Origin of the sequence: Streptomyces sp. NPDC085931, assembly GCF_044540565.1 — a bacterium.
GTDB lineage: Bacteria > Actinomycetota > Actinomycetes > Streptomycetales > Streptomycetaceae > Streptomyces.
The window spans coordinates 264709-283276 of sequence record NZ_JBITSK010000001.1 but is presented as its reverse complement, the minus strand read 5'-3'; the positions used below and the strand labels follow the sequence as shown (position 1 = coordinate 283276).

General features: G+C 74.5%; 13 protein-coding genes. 6 read left to right on the top strand and 7 right to left on the bottom strand.

Features of this window, described 5'->3' with window-relative positions:
- The first annotated feature begins 24 nt into the window (after positions 1 to 24).
- Together ACIGAN_RS01190 and ACIGAN_RS01185 are read left to right on the top strand one after the other, a co-directional pair.
- Positions 25 to 1434, top strand: a complete 1410-nt coding sequence (locus ACIGAN_RS01190; RefSeq protein ID WP_399854362.1) for a phytoene desaturase family protein — start codon at positions 25 to 27, stop codon at positions 1432 to 1434.
- Complete coding sequence (locus tag ACIGAN_RS01185) at positions 1431 to 1940, top strand: O-acetyl-ADP-ribose deacetylase (RefSeq protein WP_399854361.1); 510 nt, start codon at positions 1431 to 1433, stop codon at positions 1938 to 1940. Before ACIGAN_RS01190 ends, ACIGAN_RS01185 begins: the two co-directional genes overlap by 4 nt.
- 18 nt (positions 1941 to 1958) lie before the next feature.
- Here the strand turns inward: ACIGAN_RS01185 and ACIGAN_RS01180 are convergent, their stop codons facing one another.
- The gene (locus ACIGAN_RS01180; RefSeq protein WP_399854360.1) at positions 1959 to 2792 is read right to left on the bottom strand and encodes a class II glutamine amidotransferase; all 834 of its coding nucleotides are present in this window, start codon (positions 2790 to 2792) and stop codon (positions 1959 to 1961) included.
- A 222-nt stretch (positions 2793 to 3014) separates the two neighbouring features.
- Between ACIGAN_RS01180 and ACIGAN_RS01175 the strand changes: the two genes are divergently transcribed.
- The gene (locus ACIGAN_RS01175) at positions 3015 to 5702 is read left to right on the top strand and encodes a LuxR C-terminal-related transcriptional regulator (RefSeq protein WP_399854359.1); all 2688 of its coding nucleotides are present in this window, start codon (positions 3015 to 3017) and stop codon (positions 5700 to 5702) included.
- A gap of 210 nt (positions 5703 to 5912) precedes the next feature.
- Here ACIGAN_RS01175 and ACIGAN_RS01170 read toward each other — a convergent pair whose 3' ends face one another.
- The 3 genes from ACIGAN_RS01170 to ACIGAN_RS01160 all read right to left on the bottom strand — a co-directional run bounded on the left by ACIGAN_RS01170 (position 5913) and on the right by ACIGAN_RS01160 (position 10355).
- The gene (locus ACIGAN_RS01170; protein ID WP_399854358.1) at positions 5913 to 7316 is read right to left on the bottom strand and encodes a DUF2252 domain-containing protein; all 1404 of its coding nucleotides are present in this window, start codon (positions 7314 to 7316) and stop codon (positions 5913 to 5915) included.
- 9 nt (positions 7317 to 7325) lie between these two features.
- Positions 7326 to 7925, bottom strand: a complete 600-nt coding sequence (locus ACIGAN_RS01165; protein WP_399854357.1) for a potassium channel family protein — start codon at positions 7923 to 7925, stop codon at positions 7326 to 7328.
- Between the two features lie 384 nt (positions 7926 to 8309).
- The gene (locus tag ACIGAN_RS01160; protein ID WP_399854356.1) at positions 8310 to 10355 is read right to left on the bottom strand and encodes a SpoIIE family protein phosphatase; all 2046 of its coding nucleotides are present in this window, start codon (positions 10353 to 10355) and stop codon (positions 8310 to 8312) included.
- A 388-nt stretch (positions 10356 to 10743) separates the two neighbouring features.
- Here ACIGAN_RS01160 and ACIGAN_RS01155 point away from each other — a divergent pair, with 388 nt between their 5' ends.
- Complete coding sequence (locus tag ACIGAN_RS01155) at positions 10744 to 14670, top strand: glycoside hydrolase family 2 TIM barrel-domain containing protein (RefSeq protein WP_399854355.1); 3927 nt, start codon at positions 10744 to 10746, stop codon at positions 14668 to 14670.
- Between the two features lie 26 nt (positions 14671 to 14696).
- Here the strand turns inward: ACIGAN_RS01155 and ACIGAN_RS01150 are convergent, their stop codons facing one another.
- The gene (locus ACIGAN_RS01150) at positions 14697 to 15059 is read right to left on the bottom strand and encodes an ArsR/SmtB family transcription factor (protein WP_365097858.1); all 363 of its coding nucleotides are present in this window, start codon (positions 15057 to 15059) and stop codon (positions 14697 to 14699) included.
- 130 nt (positions 15060 to 15189) lie between these two features.
- Between ACIGAN_RS01150 and ACIGAN_RS01145 the strand changes: the two genes are divergently transcribed.
- Together ACIGAN_RS01145 and ACIGAN_RS01140 are read left to right on the top strand one after the other, a co-directional pair.
- On the top strand, positions 15190 to 16671 hold the full coding sequence (locus ACIGAN_RS01145; RefSeq protein ID WP_399854354.1) for an AlkA N-terminal domain-containing protein: 1482 nt from the start codon (positions 15190 to 15192) through the stop codon (positions 16669 to 16671).
- A gap of 9 nt (positions 16672 to 16680) precedes the next feature.
- Positions 16681 to 17163, top strand: a complete 483-nt coding sequence (locus ACIGAN_RS01140) for a methylated-DNA--[protein]-cysteine S-methyltransferase (RefSeq protein WP_365097862.1) — start codon at positions 16681 to 16683, stop codon at positions 17161 to 17163.
- 36 nt (positions 17164 to 17199) lie between these two features.
- Here ACIGAN_RS01140 and ACIGAN_RS01135 read toward each other — a convergent pair whose 3' ends face one another.
- Both ACIGAN_RS01135 and ACIGAN_RS01130 read right to left on the bottom strand, forming a co-directional pair.
- Complete coding sequence (locus ACIGAN_RS01135) at positions 17200 to 17955, bottom strand: SIR2 family NAD-dependent protein deacylase (protein WP_399854353.1); 756 nt, start codon at positions 17953 to 17955, stop codon at positions 17200 to 17202.
- A gap of 110 nt (positions 17956 to 18065) precedes the next feature.
- Entirely contained in the window at positions 18066 to 18560 is a 495-nt protein-coding gene (locus tag ACIGAN_RS01130) for an NUDIX domain-containing protein (protein ID WP_399854352.1), read from the bottom strand.
- Positions 18561 to 18568 lie beyond the last annotated feature (8 nt).

Genomic DNA, 18568 nt, shown 5'->3' with positions numbered 1-18568 from the left:
CGAAGGGGTCCGAAGGTGCCGTCGATGCTCGATGCGGTCGTAGTGGGTGCGGGACCGAACGGACTGACCGCGGCCGTGGAGCTGGCCCGGCGCGGCTTCTCCGTCGCCGTCTTCGAAGCCAGGGACACGGTGGGCGGCGGTGCCCGCACCGAGGAGCTCACCCTGCCCGGCTTCCGGCACGACCCGTGTGCCGCGGCCCACCCCCTCGCCGTCAACTCCCCCGCGCTGCGCGCCCTGCCCCTGGAGCGCTACGGCCTGGAGTGGCTCCACGCCGAGCTGCCCATGGCCCATCCCTTCCCGGACGGCACGGCGGCCGTGCTGTCCCGGTCGGTCGGCGAGACGGCCGCCTCCTTCGGGCCGCGCGACGCCGGTGCCTACCGCAGGCTGGTCGAGCCCTTCCTGCCCAAGTGGGACACGCTCGTCCGGGACTTCATGTCCCTGCCGCTCACGGCGCTGCCCCGCGACCCGGTCACCCTCGCCCGCTTCGGGCTCGCCGGCCTGCCCCCGTCGACCCTGCTGATGCGCCGCTTCCGCGACGAACCGGCCCGGACGCTCTTCGCCGGGCTCGTCGCCCATGTCATGGCACCGCTCGGCGGGTTGGCCACCGGCGCCGTCGGCCTGGTCTTCGCGCTCGCGGCGCACGCCCGCGGCTGGCCGCTCGCCCGCGGCGGGTCCCAGGCGCTCTCCGACGCCCTCGCCGCCCATCTGCGCGACCTCGGCGGCGAGATCCACACCGACTACGAGGTCAAGCGCCTCGACGACCTGCCGCCGGCCCGGGCCTACGTCTTCGACACCTCGCCCACCGCCCTGGCCCGTATCGCCGGCTTCGGCAGCCACTACGCCGGCTACCGCTACGGACCGGGTGTGTTCAAGATCGACTACGCGCTGGACGGGCCCGTGCCGTGGACCGCGAAGGAGGCCCGGGTCGCCGGCACGGTGCAGATCGGCGCGGACAGCGCGGAGATCGGCGCGGCCCTGCGCGCGGCCTCCCGCGAGGGCCGGGCCCCCGACAGGCCGTTCCTCATCACGACCCAGCCGAGCGTCGTCGACCCGACCCGCGCCCCCGGGGGCAAGCACGTCTTCTGGGTCTACGGGCACGTCCCGCACGGCTGGACCGGCGACCTCACCGACGCCGTCGAACGTCAACTGGAGCGTTTCGCGCCGGGGTTCCGCGACCGCGTCCTGGCCCGCGCCACGGCCGGCCCGCCCGAACTCGCCGCCCGCAACGCCAACTACGTCGGCGGCGACATCGCCACCGGCGCGGCCTCGGGCCTGCAACTGCTGCTCCGCCCGAAACTCACCCTGTTCCCGTACCACACGCCCCACCCGGCGATCTTCATCTGCTCCTCGGCGACCCCGCCGGGCCCCGGCGTGCACGGCATGTCCGGACACAACGCGGCGAAGGCCGTGTGGAAGCGACTGAGGCAGACATGACCATCATCGAAGCGGTCCGGGGCGACATCACCCGCGAGAGCGTCGACGCGATCGTCAACGCGGCCAACTCCTCGCTGCTGGGCGGGGGAGGGGTCGACGGCGCGATCCACCGGCGCGGCGGCCCGGCGATCCTGGAGGAGTGCCGCAGACTGCGCGCCTCCCGGTACGGCAAGGGCCTGCCCACCGGCCAGGCGGTCGCCACCACCGCCGGCGACCTCGACGCCCGCTGGGTCATCCACACCGTCGGCCCCGTGTACAGCACCACCGAGGACCGCTCGCACCTCCTCGCCTCCTGCTACCGCGAGTCGCTGCGCGTCGCCGACGAACTCGGCGCCCGCACGGTCGCCTTCCCCGCCGTCTCCACCGGCGTCTACGGCTGGCCCATGGACGACGGCGCCCGCATCGCCGTCGAGACGGTCCGGGCGGCGGACACGGCGGTCGAGCGGGTCAGGTTCGTGCTCTTCGACGAGCGGGCCCACGGGGTGTTCGCCGCCCGGCTGGGCTGAGAGCCGGCCCCGGGCGGCTCAGACGGGCTCCGGCTCGAAGTGCCGCATCAGGTCCCGCCCGGGCTGGACGACGCCGTAGCTGCTCTCCGGCACGGCGTTCCACACACCAGGGAGATCGCCCAGCGGCTCCGACACGACCAGCCGGGTCTCGTCGGAGATGTGCTTGAGGAACGCGAGGTCGGGGTGGAGGGCGCGCACGTCCTCCACGCGGCTGCTGAAGTACAGCGACCGCGAGTCCCCGCCGCTGGAGTAGCGGAAGAACCACAGGCGCTCGCCGTCGGTCACCGCGATGGTCATCTGCAGCGGCTCGGCCACTGCGTGCTCGTGCCCCAGCCGCTCCACGAGGCCCGCCATCCGCGCCACCGCGCCCGGCGGATCGCCGTCGAGCCCGAAGGTGAGGGCCACGTGGAACATCACCTCGGAGTCGGTGGTGCCCTCCAGCGACGGGAACAGCTCCGGGTCCACGGCCAGCATGAGGTCCCGGCGCATCGCGGAGAACCCGGTGATCGCCCCGTTGTGCATCCACATCCAGCGATCGTGGCGGAAGGGGTGGCAGTTGGTCTGCTGCACGGCCGTCCCCGTGGAGGCCCGCACATGGGCGAAGAACAGCGGTGAGCGGACATGGTCGGCGATCTCCCGCAGGTTGCGGTTGCTCCAGGCCGGGCCGGTGTCGCGGATGACGGCGGGCGAGCGCAGATGCCAGGCGTACCAGCCGACGCCGAAACCGTCGCCGTTGGTGGTCTCCACCCCCATCCGCGCGTGCAGGCTCTGGTCGATCAGGGAGTGCTGCGGACGGTAGAGGACGTCGTCGAGCAGCACGGGGGTGCCCGAGTAGGCGAGCCAGCGGCACATGGTCGGTACTCCGGTTCCGAGCCGCCGGGCGTGCCCCGCGGCTCCCTGGGCGGTGGGCGGGCACCTCAGCCAACCTCGGACACCGGCGGGCCGCATCGCCCGCCACGGGTGGTCCGGCCGGGCACGATCACCCCCGGGAGTGCGCGGGGGAGTGAACGGAGAGATGCTGGCGGGACGAGGGACCGCTCATCACCCCGGCGGACCGCACGTACTGGGGGCCCCATGGCCGTGACCGACGAGACCGACGCGGAGCCGGCGTCGGCGCGCGTCGACCCCACGGGCGTCGACCCCACGGGTGACCCCCTGCTGCGCACCCGGTTCGCGCTGCCGCGCCGGCCCGCCACCTTCCTGCGCCGCCCGCGCCTGGTCCGGCACCTCGACCAAGCGCTCCGCACGCCCCTGACCGTGGTCGACGGATCTGCCGGCGCGGGCAAGACCCTCCTGGTCGCGGACTGGGCCGCCGGTCTGCGCGAGCCCGTCGCCTGGCTCACCGGCGACACCGCCGACCAGGCCCCGGGGATCTTCTGGGCGTATCTCCTGGAGGCGCTGCGGGCCGCCGGCATCCCGGTGGCGGCCGAGGTCGGCTGCCCCGCCGAGGCCGGCCGCGTGGACCCGAGGACCCTGACCCGCCTCGCCGCCGACCTGGAACGCCGCGATCACACCACCGTCGTCGTCCTCGACGAGTTCGACCGGGTGACCTCGCCCGAGATCGCGCGCCAGCTGCAGTTCGTGCTGCACCACGCCGGACCGGGCCTGCGCCTGCTCCTGGTCACCCGCACCGAACCCCTGCTGCCGCTGCACCGCTACCGCGTGTCCGGCGAGATGACGGAGATCCGGGGCGCCGAGCTGGCCTTCACCCCCGGCGAGGCCGGCGCACTGCTGTCCCGGCACGGGCTTCACCTGCCCGACGACGCCGTGCAGGCCCTGGTGGAGCGCACCCGGGGGTGGGCCGCGGGGCTCCGGCTCTGGGCGCTGGCCGCCCAGCGGGAACCCGACCCCGGCACCTACGCGCAGCAGTTCGAGGCGAACCACAGCACGATGGCCGACTTCCTGCTCGCCGAGGTCCTCGACCGGCAGCCACCCGCCACCCAGGACCTGCTGCTGCGCATCAGCGTCCTCGACCGGTTCCGCCCCGACCTGGTCAACGCGCTGACAGGGCGCACCGACGCGGAATCCGTGCTCGCCTCGCTGCACCGCGACAACGCCTTCGTCCACTACCTCGGGGACTCCTGGTACAGCCTGCATCCGCTGTTCGCCGAGATCCTCCGCGCCCACCTGCGCGCCCGCCGCCCCGGCCTGGAGCCGGAGCTGCGCGGCCGTGCCGCCCGCCGGCTGCGCCACTCGGGAGCGCTGTGGGACGCGCTCGTCCAGGGAGCCGAGGCGGACGACTGGGAGTTCACCGCGCGCGCCGTCGTCGACGACCTGGCGCTCGGCCGGCTCTTCACCGGCCTGCGCTCCGAGGAGCTGTCCGCGCTGTTCGCACGGATGGGCCCCGAGGTGACGGGCCCGGCGCCCGACCTGGTCCGCGCCGCCCGCTACCTGGGCCGGTGCGATCTCGCCCGCGGCCTGACCCACTTGCGCGATGCCGGGGAGAAGCTCGCCCGCGACGGCGGGGCAGCGGCTCCGGCACAGCTCGGCTTCGCCCTGCTCGAGGCGCTCGCCGCCCGGCTGACCGGCTCCCCCGCACGGGCCGAGCGCGCCGCCGAGCAGGCCGGGCTGCTGCGCGGGCGGATCCCCGCGGGGCTCCTCGACGCCCACCCGGAACTCACCGCCCTCCTCCTCACCCACCTCGGCTCCGCCCGCCTGTGGGACGGGCGGTTCGACGAGGCCCGCGCCGCCCTGTCGGCGGTCGCCGGGCAGCCGGGCGGAGCGGTGATGGCCCTGCCCCGGTGGGAGGCCCTCGGCCACCTGGCACTGATCCACTACCTCGACGGCTGGCCCGGCCGCGCGGAGCACAAGGCGCTGGCCGCGGCCGGCCAGGCGGAGCGCCACAGCCTGCCCCGGCGCTCCGGGGCGGGCCTCGGCCCGCTGGTCCTGGCCGCCGTCCACGTCGAGCGCGACGAACTCGACGAGGCGCAGGCGCTCCTCGACGACGAGGCCGTGTCCCGCCCGGCCGCGGAGGACCCGGTGGTGCGGGCGGGCCGGGCCGTCGTCCGGGGCCGGCTGCTCCTGGCCCGCGGGGACACCCGGGCCGCGCTCGCCGCCGCCGACGCACCGGTCACCGCGGACGTCGGCTCGCCCTGGGCACAGGAGCAGAGCGCCCTGCTCGCCTCGGCCGCCCACCTCGCCCAGGGGCAGCCGGAGCTGGCCCGCAAGGACGTGGAGCGGGTGGCGCACCACCGGGCCCCGTGCGCGGTCCAGGCGGCCCGCGTCCGGCTGGCCGAGGGCCGGGCCGACGAGGCGCTCGGGCTGCTCGACGGCCTGCGCGAGGACGCCCGGTACGGTCCGGCGGTGGCGGTGCGCGCCGCGCTGGTCCGCGCCCAGGCCGCACAGGAGACCGGCGACCACACCGCCGTCGGCCGGCTCGTCACCCGTGCGCTCCTGGACGGCCGGCGCGAGCGGCTGCGCCGGCCGTTTGCGGAGGCCGGCCCCTGGCTCCGCCCACTGCTGTGCACCGGCCGGCTGCGGGACCTGGCCGGCGGCTGGCTCGTCCCCGGCCAGGTCCGGCACCGGCCCGCGGGGCCCGCCGCAGCCGCGCCCGCGCCGGACCTGGTGGTGGAGGACCTGAGCGCGCGCGAACGGGAAGTGCTGCACCGCCTGGCCGACATGCTCTCCACCGAGGAGATCGCCGCCGATCTGCACGTGTCGGTGAACACCGTGAAGACCCACCTCAAGAGCATCTACCGCAAGCTCGGGGTGGGCCGGCGGGCCGAGGCGGTGCGCCGCGCCCGCGACAAGGGGCTCCTGTGATCCGGGCCCCCGCGCGGGGTGGGGCACGGGACCCCTCGATGAGGAACGTGTCCGTCAGCCGGCCGGCCGAAAACCCCGGCCCGGAGGCCACCGCTGCCGGGGCTCGCCGTCCACGGCACCGGAGGCAGAGGGCGGACTCGCCGGCCGAGGTCGGCCTCAGGGGCGTGGCGACGCGCCGGCTGCCGGAGTGAGCGGGCGGCACGCACGCGGTCACAGGGCGGCGGTGGAGATGCGGCCGGAACGGGCGGCGGCCGCGAGGGCTTCGAAGTCCCGCTGGTTCCGGTCGGCGTACGCCTGGGCGAACAGTGTCAGCGCGCGGTCGAAGCGGTCGCCGCCGCCCAGGTAGCCGGCGATGGCGATCGGGTCGCCGGAGCGGGCGTGGGCCCGGGCCAGACTCGCCCCGCACAGCCGCGCGAACAGCCGCAGCATGCCGGGATCCATGGTCTCCGGCCGGGCGATGCCCTTCCAGTCCCGCAACTGCCGTACGTAGAAGTCCCGCTCCCGGCCGTCGAGCCCCACGGCGTGCGTCCAGCCCAGCAGGATGTCGCTGGTCGTCTGGATCAGCCGCTGCCCCGCCACCACCCGGCGGCCCTCGTTGTCGTGGCGGACGCCCCCGGTGTGGGCGGCGAGCACCGACTCCTGGGCCTCCTTGGCCTGGAGCAGCAGCGGATCGTCGTCGTCGCGGCCGAGCAGCAGCACGATCCAGCAGCGCGTGCCGACGCTGCCCACGCCCACCACCTTGCGGGCGATGTCCACCAGCCGGAAGCGGCGCAGCAGGTGCCGCCGCTCGGACGACAGGGTGCGGGTGTAACCCTCCAGGACCGCGCGCAGTTCCCGCTCCTGCCCGGCGGAACCGGTGGCCAGGTCCCGCAGCGGCGTGATCAGCGGCGGGTCCGCCGCGACCCGCCGGCCCTCCGGGGTGGCGACGGTCAGCCGGGCGAAGGCCTGCAGATGCGTGCGGGTGCGGGCCTTCGCCGTCGCCTCGCCGGTGTGACGCCTGGCCCGCTTGGTCATCGAGGCGGCCATCAGCTCCCGCAGGCGGTCGGCGTCGTCCTGCGCGTACCAGATGTCCAGGGTGCGCATGCCGGCGAACTCCCGCATCCGGCGCCGGTAGGCCTCCACGCACGCCCGTACCGCGCCGTCCTGTTCCTCGGACCCGAACCCGTTGGCCCGGCCCGCGATGGCGAAGCTGGCCGCGAGGCGCTTGACGTCCCACTCGAAGGGGCCGGCCAGGGTCTCGTCGAAGTCGTTGATGTCGAACGCCAGATGGCGCTCCGGTGTGGCCAGCAGCCGGAAGTTCAGCAGATGGGCGTCGCCGCACAGCTGCACCCGCAGCCCGGTGTCGGCGGCGGCCCCGAGGTCCGCGGCCATGATCGCCGCCGCTCCCCGGTAGAACCGGAACGGCGATTCGAGCATGCGGCCGTAGCGGACCGGCACCAACTCCGGTACGCGCGTGGCGGACTGGCGCTCCACCACCTCCACCGGGTCGAACCGCCCGGGTTCCGTGCCGAACCGGCCGTGCGACGAACGCGGCGAGCGGCGCCGTGCGGCGCGGCCCTCGGCGGCCCGCTCCGCGGGGGACAGGAAGGCCGGGGTGGCGCCGGGCATGGTCATCGCTGGTTCCTATGGGTTCCTGTGGCTGGGCGGGAAGACGTCCGGGGGATCCCCGTCGCGCCGGCGCAGTCCCGTCTGCACCGCGCTCGCCAGGATCTTCGCGGCCACCCCCACCAGCAGCAGCCCGCCCAGCATCTGACACATGGTCAGAACTCGTCCGGGCTGGGAACGGGCCGCGATGTCGCCGTAGCCGACGGTGGTGAACGTGGTGAGCGTGAAGTACAGGGAGTCCGTCTTGGTCAGCGGTTCGCTGAACGAGCCGGGTGTGGTGTGCTCCAGCAGGAAGTAGGCGCCCGCGAAGAGCAGCAGGAACAACGCCAGTGTGGTGGCCAGAGCCTCCAGGGCCTTCAGCCGCGGCCAGGGCGAGTCCACGATGGCCCGCACCTCCCACCAGAACACCACCACGACCAGCAGCAGTCCGCAGACGAGCACGGCCGAGGCGCCGGCTGTGAGACGGCCGTCCAGGGGGAGCACGTAGTAGACGGTGACGAGCCCCGCCGCTATCAGGAGGGCTCGGGCCAGTGCCGTGGCCGACGCGCGGCCCCGGTGCGGCTGCTGCCCCTGCCGGGACGCGGGCGGCCCGGTGGGGGCGGTCGCCGGATTCTTCATCGCGAGTCTTTCGGTCCGTGCCCGGCTCCGGGCAGCCGGCGTGCGGGTGGGATGCGCTGCCACTCCATCACTTCGGTGGCCCGGCCGGATCACCCGCCGGGGGTGACCCCGTCACCGGGCGGCACCGGGCAGCGGAGCGGACCTCGGGAGGGACGGCCCCGGCCCGCCTTGCCCGGCCGGCCCCGCGGAGCCCTTGGCCGCACCCGGACGCTCCCTGGACGTGGATCCTCGCCTCCGGCGGGCGGCCACCTGCCGTCCCACCCGGTCTGGTCCGTGGTGATGATCGCCATCTCGGCGTTCCTCACCTGGGCGCTGTGCGCCGACACACGCCGGAGCGGCTCCTGACCCCCGCCGTCGGGCGCGCGGGCGACCCGGCCCGCGCGCTCAGACGCGCCTGCGCACCAGCAGCAGCGCCACGTCGTCGTCCGGCTCCGGCCGCAGCGCCCCGAGCAGGTGGTCTCCGGTGCGCTGCAGATTCGGCGCCGCGCTCCCCAGCAGCCGGGTCAGTGTCTCCAGGCCGATGTCGAGCGACTCCCCGCGGGTCTCCACCAGCCCGTCCGTGTACAGCGCGAGCAGGGCGCCCGGGGCGAGCTCCACCTCCACCGTGCCGAACTCCACGCCCCCCACCCCCAGCGGCACCCCGCCGGGCACGTCGACGAGGCGGGCCCCGCCGCCCGCCCCGGCGAGCACGGGCGGCAGGTGACCGGCGCTGGACAGCTCGCACACGCCGCGCTCCAGGTCGCAGACGGCGTACACGCAGGTCGCGATCGTGTCGCCGAGCGAGCCCGTGATGTCGTCGAGGTGCCGCAGCAGCTCGGCGGGCGGCAGGTCGAGCCGGGCCAGCGCCCGGGCCGCCGTGCTGAGCTGCCCCATGATCGCCGCGGCCTGGACGCCCTTGCCCATCACGTCCCCGACGACGAGACCGGTGCGCCCCGGCCCCAGCCGCAGCACGTCGTACCAGTCACCGCCGACCTCGCTGAGGGCCGGACGGTAGCGGGCCGCGATGTCGAGCCCTTCCTGCGCCGCGGGCGCCGCGGGCAGCAGACTGCGCTGGAGGGTCAGCGCGGTGCCGCGCTCGCGGCCGTACAGGCGGGCGTTGTCGATGCAGATGGCGGCGCGGGCGGCCAGTTCGGAGGCGAGCAGCTGGTCCCGGGCGTCGAAGGGGCGCTCGTTGACCGTGCGGTACAGCGAGAGCGTGCCGAGCACCTTGCCCCGGGCCAGGAGCGGCAGCGCCAGGTAGGAGTGGGCGCCGGCCTCCTGCAGGGCCTCGGCGGCCCGCGCGTCCCGGGCGAGGCGCCGCAGCATCCGGGCGTCCACGTGCGCGACCAGCACCGGGCGGGCGTGGCGCACGCACCGCGTGATGAACCGCGACGAGCCGTAGGTGGCCACCTCGCCCACCGGGTCGGCGGCGTGGATGGCGTCGGTGGGGTACCCGGCGGCCACGGCCAGCGCCCGGAACTCGGCCGGGGCACCGCCCGTCACGGGCACGATGGTGCCGTGGGCGACCACCGACTCCAGGACGTCCACGGCGGCCAGGTCCGCCAGCTGCGGCACGACCACGTCGGCCAGCTCCCGGGCGGTCTGCCGCAGGTCCAGCGTGGTGCCGATCCGCATGCCCGCGTCGGCGATCACGGACAGGTGCTGGCGTGCCTGGGCGACCTCGGCCGCGGCCTGCTGGCGCTCGGTGACGTCCAGCACGGCCATGGCCAGGCCCAGCACCCGCCCGTCGATGTCCTCGATGCGGTGGTAGGACTCCGAGTAGGCCCTCTCCTGCGCGTCCCCGGCCGTGCGGCCGACGGTCTGCTGGTCCAGCAGCGGGCGGCCGGTGCGCAGCACGTGCCGCATCCGGGCCTCGATGGCCGCCACGTCCAGCCCGGGCAGCACCTCGCCGACCCGGCGCCCCAGCAGGTCCTCCTCCGCGACGCCGTTGATCCGCTCCAGGGCGGGGTTGACCCCCACCCAGCGCAGGTCGTTGTCGAAGACGGCGATGCCGAGGGGGGTCTGGTTGACGAGGCTGTGCGAGAGGGCGAGGTCCCGCTCCACCTTCCGTACCGTCGTCGCGTCCGTGGCGAGGCCCAGCAGATGGGGCTGCCCCTCGGGGTCGAGGAGCCGCATCGTGCGGAACTCCACGGCACGTGCCGTGCCGTCGCGGTGGCGCAGCGGGAAGACACCGGCCCAGCGCCGGCCCGCACTGACCTGGGCGAACAGCTCCCGCCCCCGGGCCCGGTCCGCGGGCGCGACCAGCAGGGTGTCGGCGCGCTGCCGCAGGGCCTCCTCGGCGCTCCAGCCCAGCAGCTGCTCGATCTCGGGGCTCCACAGGGCGATGTGCCCGGAGGAGTCCAGGACGACGGCGGCGACCTTCAGCAGGTCCAGCAGTCCGCCGGGGGCGCCCGCGACGGCGTCGGGGTCCGAGGTCGCATAGCCGCTCATGCGAGCCGCTCCTTCCGGCGCGGCAAGAGGTACCGCCGAGATCCGTTCCAGGCCGTCCGATGAGGTCACAGTACGGTCGGCGGAGCGACACTGTCGCGCCGAAATGACAAAAAACCGTCGTTGTCGGGACCGGGAGGCCGCCTCTCGGGTGAGTCCCGGCCGATGCGCGGCGTCGCGGACCGAATCCTCAGGACCGCACAAAGTCCGACGCGGTCATTGCTTCGGTTGTGTCCGGGTCCTAGGGTGTGCCTGCTCAGCAGTTGCTCCGTCACCGTCAGTTGCACGCGTCCCAACAGAAACACCCATCGGGGGTGCGCAGTTGAGCACCGCGTCTGACGTGCCCTCAGTCCGTGCAGCACCACCCTGTCGAACCGAGGAAGGTCACGGTATGCCGCACCCCCACCCGTCTCCCGCCGACCAGCCCGACCGGCCCGACCGGCCCACCCACCCCGAGCGGCCGGTCGTCAGCCGTCGCCGTCTGCTGGAGGGAGGAGCCGCCGTGCTGGGCGCGCTGGCGCTGTCCGCCTCGCCCGTCGCGGCCCGCGCGGCCGGCCGGCCCCCGGCGGCGGACGGCCCTCCGGAGTGGAACGACGGCCTGTCGGTGTACCGCGTGGGCACCGAGCCGCCGCACACCACGCTCATGCCGTACGCCGACCTCGGCCAGGCACTGCGGGCCGACCGCGAGCGCTCGCCGTACCGGCTGAGCCTCGACGGCACCTGGAAGTTCGCCTACGCGGACCGCCCTGACGACCGGGACCCCGACTTCCACCGCACCGACGTCGACGACTCCGGCTGGGACACCATCCCGGTGCCCTCCGCCTGGCAGCTGCACGGCTACGACTTCCCGATCTACGTCAACATCACCTACCCCTGGTGGGGCCCCAACGGCGGCGGCGAGAACGCCCAGCCGCCCGCCGCCCCCACCCGCTACAACCCCGTCGGCCAGTACCGCCGCACCTTCACCGTCCCGCGCGACTGGCGGGGCCGGCGCACCTTCCTGCACTTCGAGGGCGTCAAGTCCGCCCACTACGTGTGGATCAACGGCGAGCTGGCGGGCTACCACGAGGACTCCTACACCTCCGCCGAGTACGACATCACCCGCCACCTCAGGCCGGGCACCAACCAGATCGCCGTCGAGGTCTACCGCTACTCCGACGCGGAGTGGCTGGAGGACCAGGACATGATCCGGCTGAGCGGCATCTTCCGCTCGGTGCACCTCTACTCCACGCCCCCCGTGCACCTGCGCGACTTCAAGCTGGACACCCCCCTCGGCGACGGCTACACCTCCGCCGAACTCGAGGTCACCGCGCACGTGCGCGACTACGGCGGCGAGGGCGGGGGCCGCTACACCGTCGAGACCCAGCTGTACGACGCCCGCGGCCACGCCGTCTGGCCCCGGCCCCTGAGCAGCCCCGTCGACGTCCCCGACGCCGGCGAGGCCACCGCCGAGGCGTCCCGGTCCGTGCCCTCACCGAAGCTGTGGTCGGCCGAGCACCCGTACCTCTACACGGCCGTGCTGCGCCTGCGGGCCCCCTCCGGCAAGGTGATCGAGACCCTCTCGCACCGGGTCGGCCTCCGCGAGTTCGCGCTCAAGGACGGCCTGATGCGCATCAACGGCAAGCCGGTCTCCTTCCGCGGCACCAACCGGCACGAGATGCACCCCGTCACCGGCTCCGCGCTGACCCGCGCGCAGCTGGTCGAGGACATCGGCATCATCAAGCGGCTCAACATCAACAGCGTGCGCACCTCCCACTACCCCAACAGCCCGCTGTGGCTCGACCTCGCCGACGAGTACGGCCTCTACCTCGTCGACGAGACCAACCTCGAGACCCACGGCATCCGCGACACCTACCCCGGCAGCGGTCACCCCGAGTGGACCGAGGCGTGCGTGGTGCGCGCGCAGAACATGGTCCACCGGGACAAGAACCACGCCTCGGTGGTCATCTGGTCCCTGGGCAACGAGGCCGGCGGCGGCACCACCTTCAACGCCATGCACGACTGGATCCGCTCCTACGACCCCACCCGCGTCATCCAGTACGAGGGCGACGACCGCCCGGGCATCAGCGACATCCGCTCCGAGATGTACGACAGCCCCCAGCGGGTCGAGCAGCGCGCCAAGGACACGAGCGACACCCGGCCGTACGTGATGATCGAGTACTCCCACGGCATGGGGAACTCCAACGGCAACTTCAAGAAGTACTGGGACGTCGTCCGCCGCCACGACGTCCTCCAGGGCGGCTGGATCTGGGACTTCGCCGACCAGGCCCTGCGCTGGCCCACCCCCACCCGCAAGCTGCTGACCGAGTCCGGCCCCGGCGCGCTGCGCGGCGAGATCATGGCCCCCGCCGGCACCTTCGACCGCGACAAGGGGGTCTGCGGCGGCACCGTCTTCCCGCGCGACCCCCGCCTGGACCTCACCGGCTCCCTCACCCTGGAGGCCTGGGTCACCCCGCACGTCACCGGCGGCCACCAGCCCCTCCTCGCCAAGGGCGACACCCAGTACGCCCTCAAGCAGACCGAGCGGACCCTGGAGTTCTTCCTCCACGGCGGCGGCCAGTGGATCACCGCGAGCTGGGCCCTGCCCGAGGACTGGACCGGCAGGGAGCACCACGTCGCGGGCGTCTACGACGCGGACGCGGGCACGCTCACCCTGCACGTCGACGGCCAGGTGCGCGGCACCCGCACCACCACCCGGCGTCCCGGCGTGAACACGGCGTCCCTGTCGCTCGCCACCGACGTCGACAACCCGACCCGGGAGTTCAGCGGCACCATCCGACGGGCCCGCGTCTACGCCCGCGCCCTCGGCGCCGCCGAACTGGCCTCCGGCACCCGCGGCCCGGACGACGAGGGCGTGCGCTTCTGGTTCGACGCCGCCACCGCGGGCTTCACCGAGGAACGCCCGCGCGACGAGACGTTCTACGCCTACGGCGGCGACTGGGGCGACAACCCCAACGACGGCGCCTTCTCCGGCGACGGCATCGTCACCGCCGACCGCGGCCTCACCGGCAAGTCCGCCGAGGTCAAGCAGATCTACCAGGCGATCGACGCCGCCCCGGCCGCCGGCGGCCCCGGCGCCGTGAGACTCACCAACGAACACCTCTTCTCCAGCCTCCGCGAGTTCGACGGCCGCTGGTCCCTGGTCGCCGACGGCACGGTCGTCCAGCGCGGCCGGCTCACCCGCGACCAGCTGGACGTCGCACCGCTGTCGAGCAAGGACATCGACATCCCGGTGCGCCTGCCGGCGCACCCCGCACCGGGCACCGAGTACTTCCTCCAGCTCTCCTTCACCACCAGGCAGCCCACCCCCTGGGCGAAGGCGGGCTTCGAGGTGGCCAAGCAGCAGCTCGCCCTCGACGCGGGCGCCCCGGCCGTCGAACCGGCCCCGCTGCGCAGCGTCCCCGCCCTGCGCCACACCGACGGGGCGAAGACCGTCACGGTCGAGGGCAAGGGCTTCGCGCTCACCGTCGACAAAGCGACCGGAACCCTCACCTCCTTCGAGGCGGGCGGCGAACGGCTCATCACCTCCGGCCCCGTCCCGAACTTCTGGCGGGCCCCCACCGACAACGACCGCGGCAACGGCCACCACACCCGCAACCAGGTCTGGCGCGACGCCGGGGCCCGCCGGACCGTGGCGGACGTGCGGGTCCGGCCGCTGGACGACCGCGCGGTGGAGATCACGTTCACCGGCACCCTGCCCACCGGCACGGCGTCCACGTTCAGCACGACGTACACGGTCTTCGGCAACGGCGAGATCAAGGTCGACCACACCCTGCACCCGGGCGCGGCCGGCCTGCCGTACCTCCCCGAGGTCGGCGCCCTGCTGTTCCTGCCGCGCCGCCTGGACCGGCTGCACTACTACGGCCGCGGCCCCGAGGAGAACATGTGGGACCGCAACAACGCCACCGACGTCGGCCTGTACTCCGGGAAGGTCGCCGAGCAGTGGACGCCCTATCTGCGCCCCCAGGAGAACGGCAACAAGACCGACGTCCGCTGGGCCGCGCTGACCGACGGGCGCGGGCGCGGACTGCTCGTGAGCGGTGAGCCCCTGCTGGAGGTCAACGCCTCGCACTTCACCCCGGAGGACCTGTCGGTGGGCGCCCGCCACGACTACCAGCTGACCCCCCGGGACGCGGTCGTCCTGCGCCTCAACCACCGGCAGATGGGCGTGGGCGGCGACAACAGCTGGGGCGCCCACACGCACGACGAGTTCAAGCTGTTCGCCGACCGCGACTACGCCTACACCTACCGGCTGCGCCCGCTGGCGCGCGTCAGCGAGGCGATGCGGGCCTCGCGGCGGCCGACCGCGACCGAATAACGCGCGCGGGGGACGGCGGCGCCGCGTCAGTCGGCGGCGTCGCTGATCCCCAGGCGCAGGTGCTCCACGTGGTACACCGCCTGGTCGAGCAGTTCGGCGACATGGTGGTCGTGCAGCGCGTAGACGACGGAGCGGCCCTGGCGCTCGCCCACCACCAGGCCCAGATTGCGCAGCAGCCGCAGTTGGTGCGAGCAGGCCGACTGCTCCATGCCCACCTCCGCCGCCAGCTCCGTGGCCGGCAGCGGCCCCTCGCGCAGGCGCGCCAGGATCAGCAGCCGGGACGGTGTGGACAGGGCCTGGAGCGTGGTGGCGACCTTCGCGACGTTGTCCGCGTCCAGGCGTACCCGCTGTGCGGCGTCCTGCGCGGGGATGACGGCTCCATGACCCATGACGTCATGGTACCGGGCGGGCACGAACACATGAATGAATCTTCATCTGTCCCGGTGCGCGGCGCCCTGCCGCGAGGTCCATGTCGGATTCTCGCCAGACCCGCCCCGCCCGGTGCCCGATGCTTGAGGCATGCAGATGGGGATGCACACCGACACCGAGCGCTGCGTGCGCGCCGTCCGGTCCAAGGACGCGCGGTTCGACGGCTGGTTCTTCACGGCCGTCCTGACGACCGGCATCTACTGCCGTCCCAGTTGCCCGGTCGTGCCGCCCAAGCCGGAGAACATGGTCTTCCACCCCAGCGCCGCGGCCTGCCAGCAGGCCGGGTTCCGGGCCTGCAAGCGCTGCCGGCCCGACACCAGCCCCGGCTCCCCGGAGTGGAACCAGCGGGCCGACCTGGTGGCCCGGGCCATGCGGCTGATCGCCGACGGCGTCGTGGACCGCGAGGGCGTCCCCGGACTCGCCGCCCGGCTCGGCTACAGCACCCGGCAGATCGAACGCCAGCTCCTCGCCGAACTCGGCGCCGGGCCCCTCGCGCTCGCCCGCGCCCAGCGCGCCCAGACGGCCCGGCTGCTCATCGAGACGACGGCCCTGCCGATGGCGCAGATCGCCTTCGCCGCGGGCTTCGCCTCGATCCGCACCTTCAACGACACGGTCCGTGAGGTCTTCGCGCTCTCCCCGGGCGAGCTGCGCACCCGCGCCCCGAAACGGCAGGGCCCGAGCACACCCGGCGCGCTCTCCCTGCGGCTGCCGTTCCGCGCCCCGCTCAACCCCGACAACCTCTTCGGCCATTTCGCCGCGACGGCCGTACCCGGCGTGGAGGAGTGGCGGGACGGCTCCTACCGGCGCACCCTGCGCCTGCCCTACGGCCACGGCGTCGTCTCCCTCACCCCCCGCCCCGACCACATCGCCTGCCGCCTCACCCTCGGCGACCTGCGCGACCTGACCGTCGCCATCAGCCGCTGCCGGCGCCTGCTCGACCTGGACGCCGACCCCGTCGCCGTCGACGACCAGCTGCGCAGCGACCCCGTCCTCGCGCCGCTGGTGGACAAGGCGCCGGGGCGGCGCGTCCCGCGCACGGTGGACGAGGCGGAGTTCGCCGTGCGGGCCGTGCTCGGCCAGCAGGTGTCCACCGCCGCCGCCCGCACCCACGCGGCCCGCCTGGTCACCGCGCACGGCGAACCGGCCCACGACCCCGAGGGCGGCCTCACCCACCTCTTCCCGGCCCCCGAGGTCCTCGCGGAGCTCGACCCGGAGACCCTGGCGATGCCCCGCACCCGCCGCGCCACCTTCACCACCCTGGTCCGCCGGCTCGCCGACGGCGACCTCCGGCTCGGCGTGGAGAGCGACTGGCCGCGCACCCGCGCCCAGCTCCTCGGCCTGCCCGGCTTCGGCCCGTGGACGGCCGACGTCATCGCCATGCGGGCCCTCGGCGACCCCGACGCCTTCCTCCCCACCGACCTCGGCATCCGCCGCGCCGCCCGCGACCTGGGCCTGCCCTCCACCCCCGCGGCGCTCACCGCCCGCGCGGCGGCCTGGCGCCCCTGGCGCGCCTACGCCGTCCAGTACCTGTGGGCGACCGACAGCCACCCGATCAACTTCCTCCCGGCATAGGACCTCTCGATGAAGCAGCACACCGTGACCGACAGCCCCTACGGCCCCCTCACGCTCGTCGCCGACGACGGCGTCCTGTGCGGCCTGTACATGGAGGGCCAGCGCCACCGCCCGCCGGAGGAGACCTTCGGCCCCCGCGACGACACCCTCTTCGCCGAGACACAGGAGCAGCTGAAGGCGTACTTCGCGGGCGAGCTGCGGGAGTTCACCGTCCCGCTGCGCCTGACCGGCACCCCGTTCCAGCTCAGGGTCTGGGAGGCGCTGCGCCGCATCCCCTACGGCGAGACCCTCACCTACGGCCGGCTGGCCGGCGCCCTCGGCAGCCCCACCGCCTCCCGCGCGGTCGGCCTCGCCAACGGGCGCAACCCGATCGGCATCATCGTCCCCTGCCACCGCGTCATCGGAGCGAACGGCGGTCTCACCGGCTACGGCGGCGGCCTGGAACGCAAGCAGCGCCTGCTGGACTTCGAGCGCGGAGCGGCTCTCTTCTGACCCGGATCCCGCCCCGCCGCACCCTCCGGCGCCGCCTCAGCCGGCTGCGGGACCGGCGGGGCGCCCCTCCGCCATGAGCCCGCGCAGCAGTGCGGGCAGGGCCGTGCCGATGGGCTCGCGGACGATCTCGTCGGCCCGTTCGTCATAGGGCGTCGGCTCGGCGTTGACGATGATCAGACGGGCGCCGTGGTCGGCCGCGACACCGGCGAGACCGGCCGCCGGCTGCACCTGCAGGCTCGTGCCGACGGCGACGAAGACCTCGCAGGCCTTGCTGATCGCGGCCGCCTCGCCGAGGACGACCGGGTCGAGCCGCTCGCCGAACATCACCGTGGCCGGCTTCAGGATGCCGCCGCACTCCCGGCACGCCGGGTCGTCCTCACCGGCCTCGATCCGCGCGAACACCTCCTCCACCGGACCGCGCGCAGGGCAGCCGGTGCAGACGAACCTCCGTGCCGTGCCGTGCAGTTCGAGCACCTTGCGGGCGGGCATCCCGGCCTGCTGGTGCAGCCCGTCCACGTTCTGCGTGATCACCCGCACCGGCACCCCGGACCGCTCCAGCTCGGCCACCGCCCGGTGCGCGGCGTTGGGCTCGGGGCGCAGCGCGTGGCTCTCCCGCCGCATCCGCCACGACCGGCGGCGGATCTCCGGGTCGCCCATGTAGTGCTCGTACGTGACCAGCTTCTCGGCGTCCGGGTCCCGCCGCCACAGCCCGTTCGGCCCGCGGTAGTCGGGAATGCCGGAGTCGGTGCTGATCCCGGCACCGGTGAGCAGGGCGACAAGGGGCTTGGCCATGCCGCCGAGCGTAGGCCGCCCGCGGGGCCGCCTGCGACCGGATATCGCCCGGGCCGGCACCGGACCCGGACGACTGCCGCCCGGGCTCGGGCCAGCATGCCCGGCGCCGGTCAGGCGACCCGGTGGCCGTTCTCCAGCTCCGCCGTGCCGGAGCCGTCCGCCAGGACGTCCAGGCCCGCCAGGACGCGGCGGCCCAGGGCGCCCGGCAGGTAGTCGGTCAGCTCCTCGCGCGCGACCAGCCGCCAGGACAGCAGCTCCTCCTCCTGCAGGCGGATCGCCTTCAGGTCGTCCTCGCCGAGCACCCCGCCGTCGTACAGATACGCCACCAGCGGCGGGCGGCCCGTGCCCTGCACCCAGTCCACCGCCAGCAGCCGGCCCGGCTCACGGTCCAGGCCGATCTCCTCGGCCGTCTCGCGCCGCGCGCCCTGCCGCGGGGTCTCCCCGTCGTCGGACTCGACGGTGCCGCCCGGCAGCGCCCAGCCCTCCCGGTAGTTGGGCTCCACGAGCAGGACCCGCCCCTCACCGTCCCGGAACAGCACGGCGGCGCCGGCCAGGACGCGGGGCAGGGAGGCGATGTAGGCGGCGTAGTCGGCAGAGGTGCTCATGAGGGGGA